This window comes from Novosphingobium sp. DS6-6 (genome assembly GCF_057784975.1).
Map to the genome: position 1 here is coordinate 325,874 of NZ_JBYNTS010000002.1, position 21,410 is coordinate 347,283.

General features: G+C 67.2%; 23 protein-coding genes. 15 read left to right on the top strand and 8 right to left on the bottom strand.

Going from position 1 to position 21,410, the window contains the following annotated elements; genetic code table 11:
* The first annotated feature begins 302 nt into the window (after positions 1–302).
* The 9 genes from AC3EDY_RS03780 to AC3EDY_RS03820 all read left to right on the top strand — a co-directional run bounded on the left by AC3EDY_RS03780 (position 303) and on the right by AC3EDY_RS03820 (position 6,511).
* A complete protein-coding gene (locus AC3EDY_RS03780) occupies positions 303–1,145 on the top strand; it encodes a pyruvate, water dikinase regulatory protein (protein ID WP_488571130.1) in 843 nt (280 codons plus the stop codon).
* Entirely contained in the window at positions 1,142–1,726 is a 585-nt protein-coding gene (locus tag AC3EDY_RS03785; RefSeq protein WP_488571131.1) for a nucleoside triphosphate pyrophosphatase, read from the top strand. The genes AC3EDY_RS03780 and AC3EDY_RS03785 overlap by 4 nt, the downstream gene beginning before the upstream one ends.
* A complete protein-coding gene (locus tag AC3EDY_RS03790) occupies positions 1,723–2,598 on the top strand; it encodes a shikimate dehydrogenase family protein (protein ID WP_488571132.1) in 876 nt (291 codons plus the stop codon). Before AC3EDY_RS03785 ends, AC3EDY_RS03790 begins: the two co-directional genes overlap by 4 nt.
* On the top strand, positions 2,595–3,200 hold the full coding sequence (gene coaE, locus AC3EDY_RS03795; RefSeq protein WP_488571133.1) for a dephospho-CoA kinase: 606 nt from the start codon (positions 2,595–2,597) through the stop codon (positions 3,198–3,200). The genes AC3EDY_RS03790 and coaE overlap by 4 nt, the downstream gene beginning before the upstream one ends.
* Positions 3,201–3,247: 47 nt before the next feature.
* Positions 3,248–3,979, top strand: coding sequence for a DNA polymerase III subunit epsilon (gene dnaQ / locus AC3EDY_RS03800; protein ID WP_488571134.1), 732 nt, complete (start codon positions 3,248–3,250; stop codon positions 3,977–3,979).
* 73 nt (positions 3,980–4,052) lie between these two features.
* Entirely contained in the window at positions 4,053–4,634 is a 582-nt protein-coding gene (gene hpf, locus AC3EDY_RS03805; protein ID WP_488571135.1) for a ribosome hibernation-promoting factor, HPF/YfiA family, read from the top strand.
* A gap of 166 nt (positions 4,635–4,800) precedes the next feature.
* Entirely contained in the window at positions 4,801–5,262 is a 462-nt protein-coding gene (locus tag AC3EDY_RS03810) for a PTS sugar transporter subunit IIA (protein ID WP_488571136.1), read from the top strand.
* 12 nt (positions 5,263–5,274) lie between these two features.
* Entirely contained in the window at positions 5,275–5,631 is a 357-nt protein-coding gene (locus tag AC3EDY_RS03815; protein WP_488571137.1) for a DUF1491 family protein, read from the top strand.
* Positions 5,632–5,821: 190 nt separating this feature from the next.
* A complete protein-coding gene (locus AC3EDY_RS03820) occupies positions 5,822–6,511 on the top strand; it encodes a cell wall hydrolase (RefSeq protein ID WP_488571138.1) in 690 nt (229 codons plus the stop codon).
* A gap of 24 nt (positions 6,512–6,535) precedes the next feature.
* Here AC3EDY_RS03820 and AC3EDY_RS03825 read toward each other — a convergent pair whose 3' ends face one another.
* Positions 6,536–7,360 carry a DUF815 domain-containing protein gene (locus AC3EDY_RS03825; protein ID WP_488571139.1) on the bottom strand — a complete coding sequence of 275 codons (825 nt, stop codon included), beginning with the start codon at positions 7,358–7,360 and terminating at the stop codon, positions 6,536–6,538.
* Between the two features lie 68 nt (positions 7,361–7,428).
* On the opposite strand from AC3EDY_RS03825, the gene AC3EDY_RS03830 reads away from it, so the two are divergent.
* Positions 7,429–8,394, top strand: a complete 966-nt coding sequence (locus tag AC3EDY_RS03830; RefSeq protein WP_488571140.1) for an L-threonylcarbamoyladenylate synthase — start codon at positions 7,429–7,431, stop codon at positions 8,392–8,394.
* A gap of 27 nt (positions 8,395–8,421) precedes the next feature.
* On the opposite strand, the gene AC3EDY_RS03835 is transcribed toward AC3EDY_RS03830, so the two are convergent.
* The 6 genes from AC3EDY_RS03835 to rpoZ all read right to left on the bottom strand — a co-directional run bounded on the left by AC3EDY_RS03835 (position 8,422) and on the right by rpoZ (position 13,561).
* Positions 8,422–8,676 carry a hypothetical protein gene (locus tag AC3EDY_RS03835; RefSeq protein WP_488571141.1) on the bottom strand — a complete coding sequence of 85 codons (255 nt, stop codon included), beginning with the start codon at positions 8,674–8,676 and terminating at the stop codon, positions 8,422–8,424.
* A gap of 140 nt (positions 8,677–8,816) precedes the next feature.
* Positions 8,817–9,341, bottom strand: a complete 525-nt coding sequence (locus AC3EDY_RS03840; protein WP_488571142.1) for a CarD family transcriptional regulator — start codon at positions 9,339–9,341, stop codon at positions 8,817–8,819.
* A 432-nt stretch (positions 9,342–9,773) separates the two neighbouring features.
* Positions 9,774–10,112, bottom strand: coding sequence for a ferredoxin FdxA (fdxA, locus tag AC3EDY_RS03845; RefSeq protein WP_488571143.1), 339 nt, complete (start codon positions 10,110–10,112; stop codon positions 9,774–9,776).
* Positions 10,113–10,127: 15 nt separating this feature from the next.
* Positions 10,128–10,418, bottom strand: a complete 291-nt coding sequence (locus AC3EDY_RS03850) for an RNA-binding S4 domain-containing protein (protein WP_488571144.1) — start codon at positions 10,416–10,418, stop codon at positions 10,128–10,130.
* A gap of 25 nt (positions 10,419–10,443) precedes the next feature.
* Positions 10,444–13,110, bottom strand: coding sequence for a helicase-related protein (locus AC3EDY_RS03855; RefSeq protein WP_488571145.1), 2,667 nt, complete (start codon positions 13,108–13,110; stop codon positions 10,444–10,446).
* Positions 13,111–13,216: 106 nt separating this feature from the next.
* On the bottom strand, positions 13,217–13,561 hold the full coding sequence (gene rpoZ, locus AC3EDY_RS03860; protein ID WP_488571146.1) for a DNA-directed RNA polymerase subunit omega: 345 nt from the start codon (positions 13,559–13,561) through the stop codon (positions 13,217–13,219).
* Positions 13,562–13,842: 281 nt separating this feature from the next.
* Here rpoZ and AC3EDY_RS03865 point away from each other — a divergent pair, with 281 nt between their 5' ends.
* From AC3EDY_RS03865 to AC3EDY_RS03880, 4 genes are all read left to right on the top strand, one after another.
* Positions 13,843–14,511: a PilZ domain-containing protein gene (locus AC3EDY_RS03865; protein ID WP_488571147.1), complete on the top strand. Its 669-nt coding sequence runs from the start codon at positions 13,843–13,845 to the stop codon at positions 14,509–14,511.
* Between the two features lie 90 nt (positions 14,512–14,601).
* Positions 14,602–16,218, top strand: a complete 1,617-nt coding sequence (locus AC3EDY_RS03870) for an NAD(P)/FAD-dependent oxidoreductase (protein WP_488571148.1) — start codon at positions 14,602–14,604, stop codon at positions 16,216–16,218.
* A 73-nt stretch (positions 16,219–16,291) separates the two neighbouring features.
* On the top strand, positions 16,292–16,705 hold the full coding sequence (locus tag AC3EDY_RS03875) for a GtrA family protein (RefSeq protein ID WP_488571149.1): 414 nt from the start codon (positions 16,292–16,294) through the stop codon (positions 16,703–16,705).
* Complete coding sequence (locus tag AC3EDY_RS03880; RefSeq protein WP_488571150.1) at positions 16,705–18,534, top strand: hypothetical protein; 1,830 nt, start codon at positions 16,705–16,707, stop codon at positions 18,532–18,534. Before AC3EDY_RS03875 ends, AC3EDY_RS03880 begins: the two co-directional genes overlap by 1 nt.
* Positions 18,535–18,556: 22 nt before the next feature.
* Here the strand turns inward: AC3EDY_RS03880 and purD are convergent, their stop codons facing one another.
* The gene (gene purD, locus AC3EDY_RS03885) at positions 18,557–19,837 is read right to left on the bottom strand and encodes a phosphoribosylamine--glycine ligase (RefSeq protein ID WP_488571151.1); all 1,281 of its coding nucleotides are present in this window, start codon (positions 19,835–19,837) and stop codon (positions 18,557–18,559) included.
* Here purD and xseA point away from each other — a divergent pair.
* Positions 19,836–21,371, top strand: coding sequence for an exodeoxyribonuclease VII large subunit (gene xseA / locus AC3EDY_RS03890; RefSeq protein WP_488571152.1), 1,536 nt, complete (start codon positions 19,836–19,838; stop codon positions 21,369–21,371). The genes purD and xseA overlap by 2 nt on opposite strands.
* The last annotated feature ends 39 nt before the right edge of the window (positions 21,372–21,410 follow it).

Below are 21,410 nucleotides of genomic sequence, written 5' to 3' on the forward strand. Positions count from 1 at the left end.
GGCCCTGTGGAAAGCGAGGATAGCGGGCCTCTGCCCGATTTGTCCCGCAGGCTCCACAAAATTCGCCAGGCGCGACTCCCGCCCGCCCGCCATGCAAGACAAACTTGTCCCTGTTACGCACAGGCTGTGGGAAACGCTGTTCCGATGGGGACGAAACGGGCGAGAGGCGGCCCGGAGCGGGGGTCAAATCCGGCCCGAAACTTGTCGCCAGCGCCGTCCCGTGGTTTATCCTCGCGCTATCCACAAGGTTGCCGCGGCGGCGCTGGAACAGGGCGGCGCGGGCTTTTCCACAAAGGGTTCCCATGCAGCGCCTGCATCTTCACCTGTTGTCTGACTCCACGGGTGAAACGCTTGAAATGATCGCCAAAGCCGCGCTGGCCCAGTTCGAGGACGCCGATGTGGTGCGCCATTTCTGGCCGATGGTCCGGTCGCAACAGCATCTCGACCGCATTCTGGGCGAGATTTCCGCCAATCCCGGCCTGGTGCTGTTCACGCTGGTCAATACCGAAACGCGCGACCGCCTCGAACAGCGTTGTATCGCCCTGGGCCTGCCCTGCGTGGCCGCGCTCGACGCCGTGACCAACGCGCTCGAGCAGCAGTTGGGGCAGGAGGCACGGGGCCGCCCCGGGCGGCAGCACATGATGGACGAGGCCTATTTCCAGCGGGTGGACGCCATCCAGTTCACCATAGCCCACGACGACGGGGTAGGCTGGGAAAACTGGGAAGAAGCCGATATCCTGCTGGCGGGCGTCTCGCGCAGCTCGAAGACGCCGACGTCGATCTACCTTGCCAACAGGGGCTACAAGGTCGCCAATATCCCGATCGTGGTGGAAAGCCCGCCGCCGCCGACCCTGTTCACCGTGCGCCGCCCCCTGGTGGTGGGACTGACGACCAGCCCCGAGCGGCTGATCGCGGTGCGGCGCAACCGCCTGCTGTCATTGAACCAGGCGCCCGAAACCGCTTATGTCGACAGCGAACAGGTGGCGCGCGAAGTGCAGTATGCCCGGCGCATGTTCGCCGACAACGGCTGGCCGGTTATTGACGTTTCGCGCCGGTCTATCGAGGAGACTGCGGCGGCGGTGATCACGCTCTACAACGAGCGCAAGGTTGCCGGAGACGCCAATCCGGGAATGAAAGCACTATGATCGTTCTTGCCTCGCAAAGCGCCTCGCGCAAGGCCATGCTCGACGCCGCAGGTGTCGCCTATGAAGCACGCGCCTCGAATGTCGACGAAAGCGAGATCAAGCGCGAGCTGATCGGCGTGCCGGGATGCCAGGTGGCGCAGATCCTGGCCGAGGCCAAGGCCATGCCCGTATCGGCCGCCCTGCCCGGCCGGCTGGTGCTGGGCGGGGATTCGCTGGTGGAAGTCTGTGGCCGCCTGTTCGACAAACCGCAGGGCAAGGCGCAGGCGGCCGAGCATCTGCGGTTCTTTTCCGGACAGACCATGCAATTGCACAGCGCCGCCGTGCTGCTGCGCGACGGGGCGGCGACTTGGCGCCACTGCGAGACCGCGCGGCTCAAGGTCCGCACGCTTTCCGACAGCTTTATCGACAGCTATCTCCACAAGGAATGGCCAGCGGTAGGCGCCTGCGTGGGCGTTTTCCGCATCGAGGCGCTGGGCGTGCAACTGTTCGAAAGCATCGAGGGCAGCCATTTTTCCGTGCTGGGCATGCCGCTTCTGCCTCTGCTGGGGGCGTTGCGCGCGGCAGGGGAACTTGCCGCGTGAGCGCCATCCTGCCCTATGCGGAAGTGATCGGCGATCCCATCGCGCAATCCAAGTCGCCGGTCGTCCATCGCTACTGGCTGGAACGCCTGGGGCTTGAGGCCGACTACCGCCACGCCCATGTGCGCGGCGCCGATCTTCCCGGCTACCTCGCCGCCCGCCGCGCCGACCCCGCCTGGCGCGGGTGCAATGTGACCATGCCGCACAAGCAGGCAGTGATCCCCTTGCTCGACCGGCTCGATCCGCTCGCCGCGCGTATCGGCGCGGTCAACACCATCGTGCCGGCAGACGGCGCGCTGATCGGCTACAACACGGATGCGCCCGGTTTCATGGAGCCGCTGCAGCCCTGGCTGGCCAAGGCCCACCTGTTGCGCATGGCGCGGGTACTGGGCACGGGCGGCGCCGCGCGGGCCATCGTGGCGGCGCTTTCCGACGCGGGCTTCGTCATCGTGCTCGCCGGACGCGATCCCTCGAAAGCCCGGGATCTGCTGGCCGAACTGGCGCCCGGTGCGGATCACCATGCAGTGGATATTGCCCATTTCGCCGATCCGACCGAGTTTGCCTTCGACGATCGGCGGGGCCTGTTCGATCTGGTTGTCAACGCCTCGCTGCTGGGCATGGCCGGCCAGCCGCCGCTGGCCTACGATCTATCGCACACGCCGCCGGGCGCCGTGTTCTATGACATCGTGACGAGCCCGCTGGAGACCGATCTGCTGGCGCGTGCGCGGGGCGCCGGATTTGCCGCGATCGACGGCCTGGCCATGCTTATCGGCCAGGCAGACCATGCGTTCCGCCGCTTTTTCGGTGCGGTTCCGCCGCGCGGGCCGGCCGATGATGCATTGCGCCAGCGCCTTTCAGCCGGCGTTCCGGCATGAGCCGGCCATTCGTGCTGGGCCTGACCGGCTCGATCGGCATGGGCAAATCCACCGTGGCGCAGATGCTGCGCGAGGAAGGCGTGCCGGTGTTCGATGCCGATGGCGAAGTGCACCGCCTGCAAGGACCGGGCGGCGCGCTGCTGCCCGCGATCGAGGCGGCCTTTCCCGGCACGACGGGCGCGCAGGGCGTCAACCGGGGCCGGCTGGGCGCGCTGGTCTTTGGCGATCCGGAGGCGCTTTCGCGGCTGGAGCGGATCGTGCATCCGGCCGTGGCCCGCGCACGCGAAACCTTTCTGATCGAACATGCCGGGCAGGCTCTGGTGGTGTTCGACGTGCCGCTGCTGTTCGAAAAGGGGCTGGACAGCGGGCTCGATGCGGTGGCGGTGGTTTCCGCCCCGGCCGAGGTGCAGCGCGCGCGCGTGCTGGCCCGGCCCGGTATGACCGCCGACAAGTTTGCCCATATCCTGGCTCTGCAGGTGCCGGATGCCGAAAAGCGGGCGCGGGCCGATCATGTGATCGATACCGGTCTGCCGATCGAACGCACGCGCGCGGCGGTTAACAACCTTGTTCGTCGCCTGCGGGAAAAAAACCCCCGCGCCTGATCGCCGCGCCTCTTGTCAGCCCCTTTGCGCGGGTTCACATACGATGCATGCGTGAGATCGTTTTCGATACCGAAACGACGGGACTCGATCCGCAGGGCGGTGACCGGCTGGTCGAACTCGGCTGCGTGGAAATGATCAACCGGGTGCCCACGGGCGCGACCTATCATGCCTATTTCAATCCCGATCGTGACATGCCGGCCGAAGCGGAAGCGGTTCACGGCCTTTCCGCCGCATTCCTGGCAGACAAGCCCCGCTTTGCCCAATGCGCGGCCGATTTCCTGGATTTCATCGGCGATGCCCCGCTGGTGGCGCACAATGCCGGGTTCGATTTCGGCTTCATCAATGCCGAACTGGCCGCGATCGGCATGGAACCGGTCAGCCGCGACCGCATGATCGATACGGTGGCCATCGCCCGGCGCAAGCATCCCGGCGCCAAGCTCAGCCTCGATGCGTTGTGCACCCGCTATGGCATCGATCGCAGCCACCGCACGAAGCATGGCGCGTTGCTTGACGCCGAACTGCTGGCGCAACTCTATGTCGAATTGATGGGTGGCCGGCAGATCGGCCTGGAACTTGCGGCGCAGGCCAGCGTCGTGCCTCTGGGTGCGGTCGCTGCCGCGGCAGGCCCTGTCGCCGGTCTAGTGGGCGCGGCGCAGGTGGCTGCCGCCAGAACGGCCCAAATGTTCCGTAAGCCCCGGCCGCACGCGGCCAGCGAAGCGGAATTGGCCCGCCATGCAGAATTCATGGCGGGTATCAGCAACCCGCTCTGGTCGCGTTAGGCCTGCTTGCGGCCCCTTGCGCGGGCCGCAAACGGCCCTGCCGCCAAAGCAGGCCCAAAAGGAGAGAAGACCCATGGACATTCGCGTTTCGGGACATCAGGTCGATGCCGGTGCCGCTTTCGAGGCTCACGCGGCCGAGCGGCTTTCCGGCATTGTCGACAAGTACTTCTCGCGCGCGCTTTCCTCGCAGGTCACGCTGGGCAAAGCGCCGCACGGCGGCTTTCGCTGCGACATCGTCACCCATGTGACGCAAGGGTTGATCCTCAAGGGCAGCGGCGTGGCCCAGGACGCGCATCAGGCGCTCGACCAATCGGCGGAAAAGATCGACAAGCAGCTGCGCCGGTACAAGCGGCGGATCAAAGCGCATTCCGAAGGCGCGGACTTTGCCCGGCGCAGCGAGGACGCGGCCTATACGGTGTTCGTGATCGACGAGCCGGCGGAGGACCACGACGAGAGCGAAGACGCCGACGCGCCCCTGGTGATCGCCGAAACCCGGGTCGACGTGCCCACTGCCACGGTTTCCGATGCGGTCATCATGCTCGATCTGCGCAACACCAACGCCCTGCTTTTCAAGAACGCGGGCACCGGGGTGCACAACATGGTCTATCGCCGTGGCGACGGCTCGATCGGCTGGGTCGAACCCGCCGGCGCCTGAACCGTTCCGCACGGCCCGAAAATCCGGCTGATCGGGTGGCGGGCCGTGCCCGTGTCCCGGCACTCTTTGCGCAGCAGACGATTCGGCGCTTGCATGGGAACCCAATAGAGCGCATGGCGCCGCCAACCTGACCGTGCCTTACCACAGGCTGTGGCGTTTTCATTTGATGACCGCACTCTTTTCCATTGATCCCCACGCCGTGCGCGTGATCCGTGCCCAATCCAAGGCGCAGATCCTGGATGCGCTCGCCGATTGCTTTGCCGCAGTCTATCGGCTGAACCGTGCCGAGGTGCAGGAACGCATCGAAGAGCGCGAGAGCCTGGGCAGCACCGGTTTCGGCCGCGGGGTGGCGATACCCCATGCGCGGATCGGCGGGCTGGCGCGCCCGGTGGCGGCGTTTCTGCGGTTGGAAGAGCCTGTCGATTTCGATTCCGCCGACGGCATGCCGGTCGATTGCGTGTTCGGCCTGCTGTCGCCCGAACAGGCCGGTGCCGTCCATCTTCAGGCTCTGGCGGCAATAAGCCGCCTGATGCGCGACGATCGCATGCACCAGCGGCTGAGCAGCGCACCCGACGCCGATGCGCTCTATGCCGTGCTGGTCAACGTGATCGACCGCGACGCGGCCTGAGGCCACCCTGTCTTGGCACAGGCGCGGCTTCCGGCAAGGCTTGAAATATCGGCCTGGATCAAGGCCGCGCAGACCGCCGGCGGCCATGCCATGGTACTGCACAAGGGCGATCCCGACGCCGGCACCATCGCTTTGGTGACATTGGAAAACCAGCATCCGCATCACGCCCTGGGGCAGTGGTGGGAACGTCTCCCCAACGCCGATGGCACGCGGCAATGGACCATGACCAGGGCGCAAGACCCGGACTGTAAACAGGCCTTTAACGACTATATCGCGCAAAGAACCGCGCGCGATCCCGATCTATGGGTGATCGAACTGACCATCGCAGACGCGCAACAGTTCATCGGGAACCGGGCCGGCAAAGATTGACTTGCAGCCCGCCCCGCATAGAGCGGCGCCATCACTTGCGCAGGCGGCGTTCCTTGGCACGGGGTCTGGAAACGCTGGCACGCAGACGGGGATTTCCCGCTACGGCCCCAAGGGCGGCATGTCCGGCATTTGCCGGCTGATCCTGCCAAGGCGTCGTAACCGGCAGATCACCGCCCGATGCAGATAGCTGATGACCGATCCTTTCCGCGTTGCCCGTCAGGCCGTTCTATCGGGCCTGCTTGCGCTGGCAACGCTGCCTGCGGTCGCCGCGGCGCAGGCTACGGATCACGCGACGGATCACGCTACCCTGTCGGCTACGCCCGACGCCCAGATCGTTGCCCCGGAAGGTCCCGCCAACGGGGCGATCACCCCTCCCGCCACCGGCCCTTCCCTGATCACGCCTCCGCCGGCGCCTGTTGCCGGTATGGCGCCTGTCGACCCGGCCCCCGCCGCCAACCCGGGCAGCCCAGCCAGCCTCGCCGATCTGGTGGAAGCGACACCGATTCCGGCGGCACTCTCGCCCGAGCTGGAATGCCTGGCGGGGGCTGTTTACTTCGAGTCCAAAAGCGAAAGCCTGGCCGGACAGCTGGCCGTGGCCCGCGTGATTGTCGCGCGCAGCCAGTCGGGCCGCTATCCCGCCTCCTATTGCGGGGTGGTCTATCAGCGGTCGCAATTCTCGTTCGTGCGCGGCCATGCCATGCCGGCGATCAACCGTACCGGCCGGTTCTGGGCCAATGCGGTGCGCATCGCGGTGATCGCCGATCGCAACGCATGGAAAAGTCCCGTCGAAGGCGCGCTGTTCTTTCACGCCGCCCGCGTTTCTCCGGCCTGGAGCAAGACGCGCCTGGCGGCGATCGGCGGGCACGTTTTCTACCGCTGAACGCGGCTGACGTCACAGCTTATGTCATAGGGCCTGGCCGACGCGCCCCGCAAGTTCGGTGACATACTGCCAAGCCACGCGGCCCGAACGGGCGCCGCGGCGTCTGGACCATTCCAGCGCGTCCGCCGGTTCGAACGGCAGGCCCAGATCGGTGCAGTAGCCGGCGGCGATCGCCAGGTAATCGTCCTGGTTGCAGGCATGAAAGCCGAGCGCCAGGCCAAACCGATCGGCGAGCGCCAGGCGATCGTCCACCGCATCGCGGGGATTGATCGGGTCGTCCTGCTCGCGCATGTGCCGTTCGACGATCGCGCGGCGGTTTGACGTCACCGCCAGGCGCACATTGGCCGGGCGCGCTTCCACCCCGCCCTCCAGCCACGAGCGCAACAGGCGCGCACCATCGGCATCGCCGGCATCAAAGCCGAGATCGTCGAGCAGGACGAGAAACCGTCGGTCCACGCCACGCAACTGTGCGAACAGCACTGGCAGCGTGGCATCGGGCATGGCCTGGACCAACGCGATCGCGCCGGGATGAGCCGCCGTCGCGGCGTTGACCGCCGCGCGCAGGACCGCCGACTTGCCCATGCCGCGCGATCCCCACAGCAGCATGTCGTGGGCTGCGGCTCCGCTTGCCAGACGTTCGAGGTTGGCGACCACGGCGGCTTTTTGCGCGTCGATGCCGCGCATCTGGTCAAGGCCTGGCGCGTCGAGCCGCGGCACCGCGCGCGCGGTCTGGCCCAGCCAGACATAGCCGGGGTGGGCCAGCCAATCGACCGCCGGCGGCACTGGCGGCGCAAGCCGTTCGAGCGCATCGGCAATGCGGGCGAGCAGGGCAGCGGTCTGGTCCGTCACGATGGCAACTTTGCGAAAGGAAGGGGAAGCTTTGCAAAAACGGCATTGCCGCGATAGCGACGGCGGGCATGACATCCAACACCTTTTCCACGCCGGCGCCGGCGCCCGATATCCGCCTGGCCGATGCGGCCGGGGTGGCCGCGGCCGTGGCCGTGCTGGTGGCTGGCGGCACTGTCGCCATCCCGACGGAAACGGTCTATGGCCTGGCGGCGCGGGCAGACCGCGATGATGCCGTGGCACGCATCTATCGCGCCAAGGGCCGGCCCGATTTCAATCCGTTGATCGTTCATGTGGCCAATGCAGCGGCTGCCATGCGGCTGGCCCACCTCGGTGCGCGCGCGCAGGCGCTGGCCGATGCGTTCTGGCCCGGTGCGCTGACGCTGGTGGTGCCGCGCCGCGTCGACAGTGGCCTTGCCCCCGCCGTCAGCGCCGGGTTGCCGACGGTGGCGCTGCGCTGCCCGGCGCACCCGGTCATGCAAGCCGTGCTGCGGCAATGCGGCCTGCCGCTGGCGGCGCCTTCGGCCAATCGCAGCGGGGCCATCAGCCCCACGGCGGCGGAGCATGTGGCGGCCTCGCTGGGTTCGCGCGTCGATCTGGTGCTCGATGGCGGGGAAACCCGCCAGGGCATCGAATCGACGATCGTGGGCCTGTGGCCGGAAGGGGGGTGGGCCGTGCTGCGCCCGGGGCCTGTCACCGCCGAGGCGATCGCGGCCGTCCTGGGCAGGGCGCCCGAGCGCGGCCCTGCCCGCGGGATCGAAGCGCCGGGTCAGCTTGCCAGCCACTATGCACCGGGCAAGCCGGTCCGGCTCGATGCGCAGCAGGCGGAACACGATGAATTCCTGATCGGTTTTGGCGCCATTGCCGGTGACGTCAACTTGTCCGATCGCGCCGATCCGGCAGAAGCGGCGGCGCGGCTCTATGCCTGCCTTCACGCGGCCGCAGCCGCCGCGGCCCCGCGCATTGCCGTTGCGCCCATACCTGACGAGGGGATCGGCTCGGCTATCAACGATCGCCTGCGCCGCGCCGCGGCCTGACGCCCGCTTCCGGTCTGCAGCTTGGCATTACCGGGCGCGCAGATCGTCCAGCACCGCCTGGGCGGCGATGGCGCGGCTGCAGGCGCGACGCTTGCCTCTGCCGCAGGCGGCCCGTTCGCGGGCCAGGCGAGCCTCGGCCTGGGCCAGCGCCTGGGCGTGCTGCTGCGCGCGCAGGGCCTGTGCCGCAGGATCGGGCCGGGTCGGATCGGTTATGGCCCGGTTCTGGACGGCGCAGCCGGCTATTGCCAGCGAGAGAACACCAATGACGGTCCGGCGCAGCATGCTTTGCCCCTTTTGCAACGGCGGGCCGACACACTGGTGTTTACCTTCGCCCGGCGGCGAAACGAAAAAAGCCGCAGGTGGTTCCGGCGGCTTTTTCTGAAACGGAACAAGATCCCGAAACGGCGCAGCGCCGTGGCGGCTCAGGCTGTCTCGTAATACTTGGGCGCATGCTCGTTGAGGATCGCCAGGATCTTCTTGAGTGCGGCGGGTTCGTCGGTCTTTTCCATGGCGGCCAGTTCGCGGGCCAGGCGTGATGAGGCCGCTTCGAAAATCTGCCGTTCGGAATAGCTCTGCTCGGGCTGGTCATCGGCGCGGAACAGGTCACGCGTCACTTCGGCGATCGAGACGAGATCGCCCGAATTGATCTTGGCCTCGTATTCCTGCGCGCGGCGCGACCACATCGTGCGCTTGACCTTGGGCTTGCCCTTGAGCGTATCGAGCGCTTCGCGCAGCGTCTTGTCGGAAGACAGCTTGCGCATGCCGATTGCTTCGACCTTGTTGACCGGAACGCGGAGCGTCATGCGTTCCTTTTCAAAGCGAAGCACATAGAGTTCGAGCTTGGCGCCCGCGATTTCTTCCTGCTGAAGCTCGACCACGCGGCCGACACCATGCTTTGGATAAACGACGTAATCTCCAACATCGAAGGCAAGAGCCTTGGCTGCCATTTCTTATCCTTTCGACGCCGGCAGACGGGGCGGCTGGGGCGGGATGCCCGGCTGCGGAAAGAACATGGACGGGGAACCGATCATGCCAGATTGCACCGGCCCGGTTGCAGGGCTGGTACCATGGAGCGCGAACTGGCGAAGAACCGTATGAAGCCCCGGCAGGCCCGGCAATCGACAAGGCGACCCGATAGCGATCCGTCAGCGTTTTCCCGTCAGCAATTTCCGTTTGCCGCTTGTTTCTGCCTTTTTGTAACAAAAAGGGCGCCCGGCAAACGACTTGCCCGGCGCTTGCAGCCTATGTAGCAGCTTTATGGCAAATTTACCAGAGCCGAGACGGCAAAAGACACGCTTGTTTGCGCCATACCTGCCCCAATCGGCAGGTCGGCAAGCGGGTTCGGCCGGCAGGCGTGTCCCGAAACGGTTCGGCGCGAATCAGTCGCCCTGGCCGGGTTCGGGCGAAAAGTGGTTTTCGAACTTGTTTTCCACGCCCTTCCACGCATCGGCATCGGCTGGCGCTTCCCGCTTCGTGGTGATGTTGGGCCACTCGGCGGAATACCGCGTGTTCAGTTCCAGCCACTGCTCCAGACCGCTTTCGGTATCGGGCAGAATGGCTTCGGCCGGGCATTCGGGTTCACATACCCCGCAATCGATGCATTCGCTGGGATTGATCACCAGCATGTTGTCGCCTTCGTAAAAGCAATCGACGGGGCACACTTCCACGCAGTCCATGTACTTGCAGCGGATGCAGGCATCGGTGACGACGTAAGTCATGCTGTGGGTATTTCCTCAAGGCTCGATTTCGGGCCGTGCTAGAGGCGCGAGGGGCGCCGCGTCAAGCACCCGATAGCAACCTTGCGCTTCCAGTGCCGGCCCGCGCCGTCCCGGAAGGCTGACGATTTCGATCACGCGCACCGTGTTGCGCAGCGGCAGGACCAGCACGTCGCCTACTTTCACGCCCGCGCTGCAGCGTTCCACGCGGCGCCCGTTAAGCCGGATATGGCCTTCTTCCACCCATCCCTGGGCCAGGCCGCGGCTGTCGGCAAAGCGCAGGAACCAAAGCAACTTGTCAATCCGCATCCGCGCTCCCTCGTGACCGGTTCCTTTATCGCAACAATGTGGCAAGCGCGGCAAAGGCGCCATTGCTGCCCGGCGCGCCCGGCCCGGCGGTCGTTCCTGTTTCCGCCCCGGCGGGGCGGCGGGCATTTCCGCCGGGGCGCCCCGGCGCGCGCGCGCCGGCTTGCGCCGGGCGCCATTCCCACAGCGGCGGTGCGGGTGGTCCGGCTCGCCCCGTCGCGAGGGAGCGGGGCATTGTGGCGCGAAAACCGCCCTGGCGCAAAAGCGCGGCAAAGGCAGCGGTGGTCAGCCCCATCGATCGCGCCAGCGCCGGATCGAGCGCGAAGCGCCGGCCCCGCGCACTCTGGCGCCGGGTGTGCGCGGCGTGCAGCAGCTTTTCGGCCATGTCCACCCGCAGCACCTGCGGCCCGGCGCGGCGATAGCCGGGAGGCACGATCTCGCCTGGCGCGATGTCGCCTGGCAGAACCGGGGGCATTCCGGGGGGCGGCGGCGGCGCCGGCAGACCCCAGACCTGCGCAAGCCCGGCCCAGGCGGCCAGGGGCGCGGCGCGCAGCGCGGCGGGCACGAACACGTCGATCGCCCCCACCTGAATGCCGAGCCGGCGCGCCATCGACCGCTGCGCCGGGGTCAGATCTTCGACCCGGGCCGCGTCACGGGCAATCGCACCGCCCTTTTCCACCAGTTGCAGCGCCAACGCGCGCAACGTGGCACCGGCTTCGGGATCGCGCGCCGCATCGGCCAGGCGACGCAGCGATCCCAGCGCCGAGGCCAGGCTTTGCGCCAGCCACTGGACCAGCGCGGCCTGCACCCGATCCCGCTCGGGCATAGGCAGGCGATCGAGCGCGGTATCGAGCGCGGCCCGCGGTTCGAGCAGGCTGCGCCCCTTTGTCAGACGCGCCACCGTGGCACCGCGCCAGTCGATCCGGCCATTGGCCAGGGCGAGATCCGGCTGCGTGTCCGGCGCGGCCTGTGCCGCCGCCACCAGCGTGGCCACGCGCCCGGCCAGCAGGCCCGGCAGATGGCGCTCTGCCGCCGCCAGCAGCAGCTTGCGATCCGCTGCGCGGGCCAGGGGATCGACACGGAACCGGAACCCGTCGAGATGGCCGATCGGTTCATCGTCCACCAGCACGGCGCCGTCGTGGCCCAGCCGCACCGGCAGAAGCGCGGCATCAGCCCCGGCCTTGCGCATCAGCACGGCGGTGCGGCGGTTGACGAAGCGTTCGGTCAGCCGCCCGTGCAGCGCATCGGATAAGCGCGTTTCCACGGCGCGCGCGCGGGCGGCCATCTCGTCGCGCGCCAGGATCCAGTCGGGCCGCTGCGCGATATAGGACCAGGCCCGGATGGCGGCGATGCGCCCTTGCAGCGTATCGATATCGCCAGCCGGATTGTCGAGTTGGGCAATGGCCTGGGCGACATAGTCGGCCCCCAGGTAGCCGCCGCGCAGATCCTGCCACAGCCGCGCCACGAACCGGGCATGGGTTTCGGCGCCCTGCTGGCGGAAATCGGGCAGCGAACACACGTGCCAGAACCGTTCGACGCGGCGCGCGCCCTCGACCGTGGCGGCGATATCGGGATCTTCGGCAAGCCGGCGCAGAACGGCAAGATCGATCGCCTCGCGCGGGGTGGCCAGCTCCAGGCGCGGCGGCGGGCTTTCCAGATCGGCGATCAGCGTTGCCAGGCTGTCGAAACGAGGCTCTGCCTCGCGCCAGAACAGCCGGGTCAACGGCGGGAAGCGATGCTCCTCGATGGCATAGATTTCCTCGTCGGTGAATTCCGGATCCTGTCCGCCCGTTCCCGCCCCCGTTCCCGACAGCGTGCCGAACGTGCCATCCTTGTGGTGGCGGCCGGCGCGGCCGGCGATCTGTGCCATTTCCGCGGTGGTGAGCCGGCGGTGACGATACCCGTCGTATTTCGACAGCCCGGCGAAAGCGACATGATCGACATCGAGATTGAGGCCCATGCCCACGGCATCGGTGGCCACGAGGTAATCGACCTCGCCCGACTGGTACATCGCCACCTGGGCGTTGCGGGTTTGCGGGCTGAGCGCTCCCATGACCACCGCCGCGCCGCCGCGAAAGCGCCGCAGCATCTCGGCCATGACATAGACCTGCTCGGCCGAAAAGGCGACGATGACGCTGCGTGGCGGAATGCGGCTGAGTTTCCTGGCGCCGAGATGACGAAGCGTGGAAAAGCGCGGACGGGTAACGATCTCGGCCCCGGGCACTAGCGCCTTGACCATCGGTTCCAGCGTGGCGGAACCCAGCAGCATGGTCTCTTCGCGTCCGCGCGCGTGCAACAGGCGATCGGTAAAGACATGGCCGCGTTCCGGATCGGCGGAAAGCTGCGCTTCGTCCAACGCCACGAACGCCAGGTCGGGCCTGGCGGGCATCGCTTCGGCCGTGCACAGCAGCCAGCGCGCATCTTTGGGTTCGATCCGCTCCTCGCCAGTGATCAGGGCAACCTGGCCCGGGCCTTTGATCGCGCAGACCCGCTCATAGACTTCGCGGGCCAGCAGTCGCAGCGGAAAACCGATCGCCCCAGAGGAATGCGCGCAGAGCCGCTCGATCGCAAGGTGCGTCTTGCCGGTGTTGGTGGGGCCGAGCACGGCCTTGACAGGGCCGCCCCGGCGGTTGGTGCCAGGCAGGCGATTCGCCGCAGGAGTTCCGTTGGCGGATGCGGGCACGCGGTTGGCCATGAGCCGGAATGTGGCGGCGGCGATCCGCCGGTGCAAGAAGGCGCGGCGGTTTATCCCCCGCGCCCTGCCAGGGCAAAATGCGACAAGTCCTGAAGACCGGCTGCGTTCAGCCGTCGTAATCCGCGCCCAGCGAGGTATTGCGCACCGGCGCCGCAGCCGTGATGCGCAGCGCTTCGGCCGACTGCGAAAGCGAGCCGATTTCATCGACTTCGTCGTCGTCGTCGGGCAGCACGCGCTGAAGCGACTGGATCAGGTTTTCCTTGAGCAGCGCCGGGCGCACCGTTTCCTCGGCGATTTCGCGCAGCGCCACGACCGGATTCTTGTCACGATCACGATCGACCGTGAGTTCGGCACCGCCCGCGATCGCACGGGCGCGCTCGGCCGCCAGCAGGACCAGATCGAAACGGTTGGGAACCTTGTCGACGCAATCTTCGACAGTAACGCGCGCCATGGGCACTCCGGAAACATGGGAGGGTCGGGGAACCGAGCAGCTAGGTAGCCCTGGCGGAAAAGTCAAGGAAACTTGCGGCAGATGGCAGCCGGCGCGGCATGACGCACGATGGTGTGGCGTCACGGAAGATGCTGCCATATCGGAACAATTTCATCCAACCCCCGTAGCTGTACCGCAAATAACGGTAACACAACAGCAAGACTTATCCGATATGGATCATAATCGCCGGGCCATGTGCGCCTTGCCAGACACGCAACCGCATCGATCGGAGAACGAGGGCCGTGGCCCAGCGCAAGGATCTGTCCGCATCCGGCGGGCAAGACATCGCCGCCCCATCTTCCGGCGCCGACATGCGTGCCGCGCCCCGTTTCACGCTGCTTATTCGCGCTGCCAAGCTGATCATCGACGATCGCGAGTTCCTGTGCATTCTGCGCGATGCTTCGGCCACGGGCGTCAAGATCCGCCTGTTCACGCCCATTCCCGATCATCGGACACTGGCGATTGAACTGAGCAATGGCGATCGCCACGCCGCGCGCCTGGTCTGGACCACTGGCGATCATGCCGGGCTGCAATTCCTTGAACCGATCGACGTCCAGCGCCTTATCGACGAGCGTGACGGCGCCCATCCGCGCCGGCAGGTGCGCCTGCGGCTGGTGCTGGATGCCGTGCTTCACGCCGGCGGTGAAAGCGTGCACGTGCGCTTTCACGACATTTCGCAGCAGGGCGCGCGCATCGAGTGTGACAAGTGGCTGATGGTTCACGAGCTGGTGCGGCTGGAAACCGGCGTCATGCAGCCGATTTATGCCAAAGTGCGCTGGCGCGATCATCCGCGCTATGGCCTGGTGTTCGAACAGACGTTCAAGCTTGACGAACTGGCGCGCATTTCCGCCCCGCTGCAGCTGGGCCAGGCCTTGGCCAAGGCCACCGGCAGAGGGAAGCCGAAGGACTGACGGCCAGCATCCGGTGTAGCGTTAACCGTCCCTTATCCATTTTCCGCCATCCCCGCTCCATCAGCAAAACCGCTTGGACGGGGGCATCGAATGGTTAACGGGTTTGGCGCTTCGGGGGATGAAGCCCGGCAATACGATGAAGCCCGGCAATACAATGTCGATGTGGCGATCATCGGTGCCGGCCCGGCCGGCCTTACCGCGGGCTATCTATTGACCCGGCGGGGCCTTTCCGTGGCGATCATCGAAAAGGACGCGCGCTATGTCGGCGGGATCAGCCGCACCGTGGAGCACGATGGCTATCGCTTCGACATCGGCGGCCATCGGTTCTTTTCCAAATCGCAGGCGGTGGTCGACCTGTGGAACGAGATCCTGCCCGACGATTTCATACAGCGCCCGCGAATGAGCCGCATCTATTACGAGGGCAAGTTCTATTCCTATCCGCTGCGCGCGTTCGAAGCGCTGTTCAACCTGGGCGTGATGCGATCGGCGCTGTGCATGGCCAGCTATGTCAAGGCCAAGGCCTTGCCGCGGAAAGCCGTGCGCAGTTTCGAAGACTGGACGGTCAACCAGTTCGGGCAGAAGCTCTATGCGATCTTTTTCAAGACCTATACTGAAAAGGTCTGGGGCATGCCGTGCAACGAGATGAGCGCGGACTGGGCCGCGCAGCGCATCAAGGGCCTGTCGCTTGGCGCGGCGGTTCTCGACGGGTTCAAGCGCAGCCTGGGCCTCAACCGGAAGCCCAACGACGGCATGCAGACCAAGACGCTGCTGGAAACGTTCCGCTATCCGCGCCTGGGGCCGGGCATGATGTGGGAAGCCGCGCGCGACAAGATCCGCGCCGCCGGCGGCCAGATCCTGATGGGCCATGCCCTCAAGCAACTGGCTACCGATGGCCGGGGCGGCTGGCGCCTGGCGGCCACCCGTGAAGACGGCAGCGAAACGATGATCAGCGCCACGCATGTGGTCTCGTCGGCGCCGATGCGCGAACTGGCCACGCGGCTGCATCCCTTGCCGCGGACCACGATCGAGGCCAATGATCTCAAGTATCGCGATTTCCTGACCGTGGCGCTGAAAATCCGTTCGGAAGACCTGTTTCCCGACAACTGGATTTATATCCACGACAGCAAGGTGAAAGTCGGCCGGATCCAGAATTTCCGCTCGTGGTCGCCCGAAATGGTGCCCGACGAAAGCGTGGCCTGCGTCGGGCTCGAATACTTCTGTTTCGAAGGCGACGATCTGTGGGCATCGAGCGACGACGACCTGATCGCCCTGGCAACGCGCGAGATGGAAATCCTCGGGCTCGTCCGCCCCGAACAGGTGATCGGCGGCGTGGTGGTGCGCCAGGAAAAGGCCTATCCGGTCTATGACGATACCTATGCCGCCAATGTGGCCGCGATGCGCGCCGAACTGGAAGCCGCCTATCCCAGTCTGCATCTGGTGGGCCGCAACGGGATGCACCGCTACAACAACCAGGATCACGCGATGATGACCGCCATGCTGACCGTGGAAAACATCGTTGCAGGGCGCCGCCTCTACGATACCTGGTGCGTCAACGAGGACGCCGAATATCACGAAGCCGGGGCCGAAGGCGCGGAAGCGGGCCTGCCTGCGACGCGGCCGGTCAGCGCGGACCAGGCCGCCGCGCTGGCTTCGGTGCGGGCCGTGCCGGTACGGATCGATCCGGCGGCCGACAAGCGCGCGGCCTGATCGCATGGCGAGCCCCGGTTGCGCAGGCGGCCGGGCTGCTCCATTATCGATCGCACAAAGGCAATCCCCGGCAATGATGACGACGCTCGTGCCCCTGTTTAACCGGTTCGGCCGGATCACGCTGGTGCGCTATGCCCTGGCCAGCGTCGGCGCGCTGGCTGTCGACGTGGGCAGTTTCCTGGCCCTGCTGGCGCTGGGCCTGCCGGCCGTGGCGGCTTCGGCGCTGGGTTATGGCCTTGGCATCGTGGCGCACTGGCTGCTGTCGAGCCGGGCGGTCTTTGCGCAGAACGTGGCGCAATCGGGTGCGGCGCGGGTGCGCCAGCAGGCGATGTTCGTCGGTTCGGCGCTGGTGGGCCTTGCTCTCACTACCCTGGTGGTGGGTGCCCTTGCCGCCATGGGCCAGGATCCGCGTTCGGCCAAGATCATCGCCATCGTTCTGAGCTTTGCCGCCACCTGGGTGCTGCGCAAGCAGGTGGTGTTCCGCTGATGATAACGCCGGACGTGCGCGGCCCGATGGCCGGGCAAAGTGCCGGAAAAGGCCTGCCCTGGGCCGTGGTGCTGGGCATATGGACTGTCATTCTGGCGCTGCAACTGCTTATCGGCGGGCGCAATATCCTGATGATGCGCATGGGCGATCCCGACGATGTGCTGCGCCTGGTGCAGGTGCGGGATTTCCTGGCCGGGCAGAACTGGTTCGACATGCACCAATATCGCATCATGGCGCCCGAAGGCGTCCCGATGCACTGGTCCCGGCTCGTCGACCTGCCCCTGGCCGGCGTGATTATGGCCCTTCGGCCCTTGCTCGGCCAGCCTCTGGCCGAAACGGTGGCCGCCGTGAGCGTACCGGCGGCAACGCTGCTGTGCGTGCTGATCCTGGCGATGCGTGTCGCCTTTCATCGGTTCGGCCGCGATGCCGCCGTCGCAGCGGGTTTTATCGTGGGGCTTTCTGGTACGCTGCTGCGCCAGATGCAGCCGCTGCGCATCGATCATCACGGCTGGCAAGCGGTGGCGGCCATGGGTGCCATGGCCGGCCTTCACGCGCGCGATCCGCGCCGGGGCGGCTGGATCATCGGCTTGTCGCTCGCGGTTGGCCTGACGATCTCGCTGGAAGGCCTGCCGTTGACACTGGTGTTCATCGCGGCCTTGGCCTTGCGCGCCATGCTGGACGGGCAATGGCAGCGTCTGGGCCATGCGGGCGCTGGTCTGGCCATCGGGACGGCAAGTCTGTTCCTGGCTTTTCATGGCTTTGCCGATCTGGCGCAGCATTGCGACGCGGTATCCCCGATGCATCTGGCCGCGCTGGCCTGGATGGGGCTTTGCTGTGCGGGCCTGGCGATCCAGCGCCCTCGTCGCGCCGTGCCGGCAATGGCGGTGCTGGCTTCAGCGGGCCTGGTTGCCGGTGCCATTCTGGCCACGGCCGCACCGCGATGTGTCTATGGCGCGTTTGGCGACATGGATCCGTTCGTCAAAAGCCATTGGCTCGGCAACGTCCGTGAAGGCCTGCCGATCTGGAAATCCACGTTCCAGAACACGCTGGCGCTGCTTGGCGCCCTGCCGCTGGGCTTGTGGTCATGCTGGCGGTTGTGGCAGCGCAGTGCAACCCGCCCCGAACGGCTGCTGTGGCTGCAGCATGGCCTGATCCTGCTGGGTGCGGGCATGGTCGGCGTACTGGTCAGCCGGGCGATGATCACGGCTGTGTCGCTGGCCATCGTACCCGCCGCCTGGCAGGCATGGCAGTGGCGACAGGTGGCAGTGGCGCAGACGCGTCAGAGCCGGCGCATGGGTATCAACCTGCTGATCGTGCTCGCTATAATGCCGGTTCTGGTGGTGGCCGTCGCGCGGACCGCGTGGGCGCAACTGGCCGTGCGCGATGCACCGGCCAAGCAGGAGACAGGCGGCCGCGGCGGCTGCGATTTCGCGCGCGGTTTCGCTCCACTTGCCGCCATGCCGCCCACCGACATTCTCGCCCCGCTGGACATCGGCCCCGATATCCTGCTGCGCACGCCTCAGCGCGTGGTCGCCACCGCGCATCATCGCGCGGCCTCTGCGATCGGTGACGTCATGCATGCCTTTCTGGCCGATCCTGATGCCGCGCGCGCCTATGTGCAGCGGCGCCATGCCACGTTGATCGTGATCTGCACGGTATTGCCGGAAATGGGCATCTATCGCGACGACGCGCCGCATGGCCTTGCCGCCGCGCTGCTGGCGGGCCGGCCGCCGGCCTGGCTGCGCCCCCTGCCGCAACCAGCGTCGCAACCCGCACCCGTGCCAGGGCAACCGCCGACGCATATCGCCATCTGGCAGGTGGTGGACTGACCGGCTCCCTCTGCCGGCCGGTTCAGCGGCTTTCGCGGGCGATCTCGCGCCAGCCGATGTCGCGCCGGCAGAAGCCTTCGGCGAAATCGAGGGCGGCAACGCCGGCATAGGCGGTATCGCGGGCATCGCGCACGGTCCTGCCGCGCGCGGTGACGTTAAGCACGCGGCCGCCGGCGGATATGAGCCGGCCTTGCCCGTCCAGCGCAGTGCCGGCGTGGAAAACCCGGGCGCCTGCCGCTTCGGCCGCTGCGATCCCCCCGATCGTGCCGCCCTTTTGCGGCGTGCCGGGATAGCCGCTGGCCGCCATTACCACGGTCAGGGCGGGATCGGGGCTGAACCGCGGCGGCTGAACCGCGGACAGCCGGTTTTCGGCGCAGGCCAGCAGGAGTTCCACCAGATCGCTTTCCAGCCGCATCATCAGCACCTGGCATTCCGGATCGCCGAAGCGCGCGTTGTATTCGATCAGTTGCGGTCCTTTGGCGGTCAGCATCAGCCCGGCATAGAGCACGCCGGAATAGGGGGTGCCCGCATCCTGCATCGCTTTCACCGTGGGCACGATGATCTGCGCCAGCGCCTGGGCTTCCAGCGCCGGGGTCAGCACGCGGGCCGGGCTATAGGCGCCCATGCCGCCGGTATTGGGGCCTGTATCGCCATCGCCCACGCGCTTGTGATCCTGGGCCGAGGCCAGGGGCAGCACGGTGGCACCGTCGGTCAGGGCAAAGAAGCTGGCTTCTTCGCCTTCCAGGAATTCCTCGATCACCACTTCGGCGCCGGCCGTGCCGAACTGCCCGTCGAACATGTCGTCGACGGCAAGGCGCGCCTCGTCCATGGTCAGGGCCACGACCACGCCCTTGCCCGCCGCCAGGCCATCGGCCTTGATCACCACCGGCGCGCCGAACCGGTCGAGCGCTGCATGCGCGGCAGCCGCGCTGGCGGCGCGCACATAGCCGGCGGTGGGAATGCCGGCGCGTGCGCACAGGTCTTTGGTGAAGCCTTTCGAGCCTTCCAGCTGCGCGGCCGCCTTGCCTGGTCCGAATACCGCGAAACCGGCGGCACGCAGCGAGTCGGCAAGGCCATCGACCAGTGGCGCTTCCGGCCCGATCACCACCAGGCCGATGCGATGGCCGGCACAGAAACGGCGGACGGCATCGTGATCGGCCACATCGAGCGCCACGCATTCCGCCTCCTGCGCGATGCCGGGATTTCCGGGCGCCGCATAGAGCTTGCTGCACAGCGGGGATTGGGCCAGTTTCCAGGCCAGGGCATGTTCGCGCCCGCCCGAGCCCAACAACAGGATATGCATGGCCTTCCCTTCCGCGCCTTCCGACGACGACGATGATTTTCGCAAGGACGGGCTCCTAGCCGCCGAACGCGCCGGCGACAACGCCCCGGCTCTTTCGATCTCCGAGATTTCCGCCCAGCTCAAGCGCAGTGTCGAGGATCGCTTCGGCTTCGTGCGGGTGCGCGGCGAGCTCTCGGGGGTAAAGCGCGCGGCCTCGGGGCATCTCTACATGTCGCTCAAGGACGAAGGAGCCCGGCTCGACGGGGTGATGTGGCGCGGCAGCGCGCAGCGCCTGGGCTTTCTGCCCGAAGACGGGGTGGAAGTGATCGCTACCGGCAAACTGACCACTTATCCGGGCCGTTCCAGCTACCAGATCGTGGTCGATCGCATGGAAATCGCCGGAGAAGGCGCGCTTCTGGCGCTTCTGGCCAGGACCAAGGCGCGGCTCGAGGCCGAAGGGCTGTTCGCGCCCGCGCGCAAGCGTGCGCTGCCGTTCCTGCCGCGGGTGATCGGCGTCGTCACCTCGCCCACGGGGGCCGTGATCCGCGACATTCTGCACCGCCTGTCCGACCGGTTCCCCAGCCATGTCCTCGTCTGGCCGGTGCTGGTCCAGGGGCAGGGGGCCGCGGCCCAGGTGGCGGCCGCGCTACGCGGCTTTTCCGCCCTGGAGCCTGGCGGGCCGGTGCCTCGCCCCGATGTGGTGATCGTGGCGCGGGGCGGCGGTTCGATCGAAGACCTGTGGAGTTTCAACGAGGAAGAGGTGGTGCGCGCCATTGCCGCCAGCACGATTCCGGTGATCAGTGCGGTAGGGCACGAGACCGATACCACGCTGGCCGATTTCGCCGCCGATCTGCGCGCGCCTACGCCCACGGCAGCGGCCGAACTGGCGGTGCCGGTGCGGGCCGAACTGGCCGCGCAGGTTCACGATCTGCAGGCCCGGCGTGGGCGGGCGCTGGCGCGTCTGCTGGCCCATGCGCGCGAAAGACTCGACGTGCGCAGCCAGCGTCTGCCGGCGGTGCAGGCCTTGCTCAGCCCCCAGGCGCAGCGTCTGGACGACCTGGCCGACCGCCTGCGCCGCGCGCTTGCCCACCGCACCGAGATTGCCGCGAGCGTGCTGGCCCGCCATGGCGGCGCGCTGCGGCCTGCCCTGCTGGCCCAGCGCCTGGACCGGGCGCGCGAGCGGCTGGCCGCGCAGCGCCTGCGGCCCGAGGCGCTGGGCCAGCGGATCGCGCAGGCACGCGGGCGGGTGGAGGCGCTCGATCGCCTGCGCCGCTCGCTCGATCCCGAAGCGCCGTTGCTGCGTGGCTATGTGCTGGTCACCGATCGCGCTGGCGATGTCGTGAAAGACCGCGCCACCGCCATGGCGCAGGCCGGCCTCACGCTCAAGTTCGTCGACGGCAGGCTCGATGTCGTTCCAGCCGAAGCCGCGCCTACGTCCAGCGTTCCGGCGTCCAGCGTTCCGGCCTCCAGCGGTCCGGCCTCCCGGGTTCCACTCCCGCGCGCTCCGGGCCGCCCGGGTCCCGCCCGGGAAGACAACCAGCCCAAACTGCTGTGATTTCCCTGTCGCGATTTGCCAAGCGCGGGCAGAGCCGGT

Coding starts and splice junctions, on each gene's coding strand:
- hpf (WP_488571135.1), top strand. CDS start 4,053: ATGGACATTCGCGTTTCGGGACATCAGGTCGATGCCGGTGCCGCTTTC.
- xseA (WP_488571152.1), top strand. CDS start 19,836: ATGGCCTTCCCTTCCGCGCCTTCCGACGACGACGATGATTTTCGCAAG.
- AC3EDY_RS03810 (WP_488571136.1), top strand. CDS start 4,801: ATGACCGCACTCTTTTCCATTGATCCCCACGCCGTGCGCGTGATCCGT.
- AC3EDY_RS03870 (WP_488571148.1), top strand. CDS start 14,602: ATGGTTAACGGGTTTGGCGCTTCGGGGGATGAAGCCCGGCAATACGAT.
- AC3EDY_RS03850 (WP_488571144.1), bottom strand. CDS start 10,418: ATGCGGATTGACAAGTTGCTTTGGTTCCTGCGCTTTGCCGACAGCCGC.
- fdxA (WP_488571143.1), bottom strand. CDS start 10,112: ATGACTTACGTCGTCACCGATGCCTGCATCCGCTGCAAGTACATGGAC.
- coaE (WP_488571133.1), top strand. CDS start 2,595: ATGAGCCGGCCATTCGTGCTGGGCCTGACCGGCTCGATCGGCATGGGC.
- AC3EDY_RS03780 (WP_488571130.1), top strand. CDS start 303: ATGCAGCGCCTGCATCTTCACCTGTTGTCTGACTCCACGGGTGAAACG.
- AC3EDY_RS03855 (WP_488571145.1), bottom strand. CDS start 13,110: ATGGCCAACCGCGTGCCCGCATCCGCCAACGGAACTCCTGCGGCGAAT.
- AC3EDY_RS03785 (WP_488571131.1), top strand. CDS start 1,142: ATGATCGTTCTTGCCTCGCAAAGCGCCTCGCGCAAGGCCATGCTCGAC.
- AC3EDY_RS03880 (WP_488571150.1), top strand. CDS start 16,705: ATGATAACGCCGGACGTGCGCGGCCCGATGGCCGGGCAAAGTGCCGGA.
- AC3EDY_RS03820 (WP_488571138.1), top strand. CDS start 5,822: ATGACCGATCCTTTCCGCGTTGCCCGTCAGGCCGTTCTATCGGGCCTG.
- dnaQ (WP_488571134.1), top strand. CDS start 3,248: ATGCGTGAGATCGTTTTCGATACCGAAACGACGGGACTCGATCCGCAG.
- AC3EDY_RS03830 (WP_488571140.1), top strand. CDS start 7,429: ATGACATCCAACACCTTTTCCACGCCGGCGCCGGCGCCCGATATCCGC.
- purD (WP_488571151.1), bottom strand. CDS start 19,837: ATGCATATCCTGTTGTTGGGCTCGGGCGGGCGCGAACATGCCCTGGCC.
- AC3EDY_RS03840 (WP_488571142.1), bottom strand. CDS start 9,341: ATGGCAGCCAAGGCTCTTGCCTTCGATGTTGGAGATTACGTCGTTTAT.
- AC3EDY_RS03875 (WP_488571149.1), top strand. CDS start 16,292: ATGATGACGACGCTCGTGCCCCTGTTTAACCGGTTCGGCCGGATCACG.
- AC3EDY_RS03835 (WP_488571141.1), bottom strand. CDS start 8,676: ATGCTGCGCCGGACCGTCATTGGTGTTCTCTCGCTGGCAATAGCCGGC.
- rpoZ (WP_488571146.1), bottom strand. CDS start 13,561: ATGGCGCGCGTTACTGTCGAAGATTGCGTCGACAAGGTTCCCAACCGT.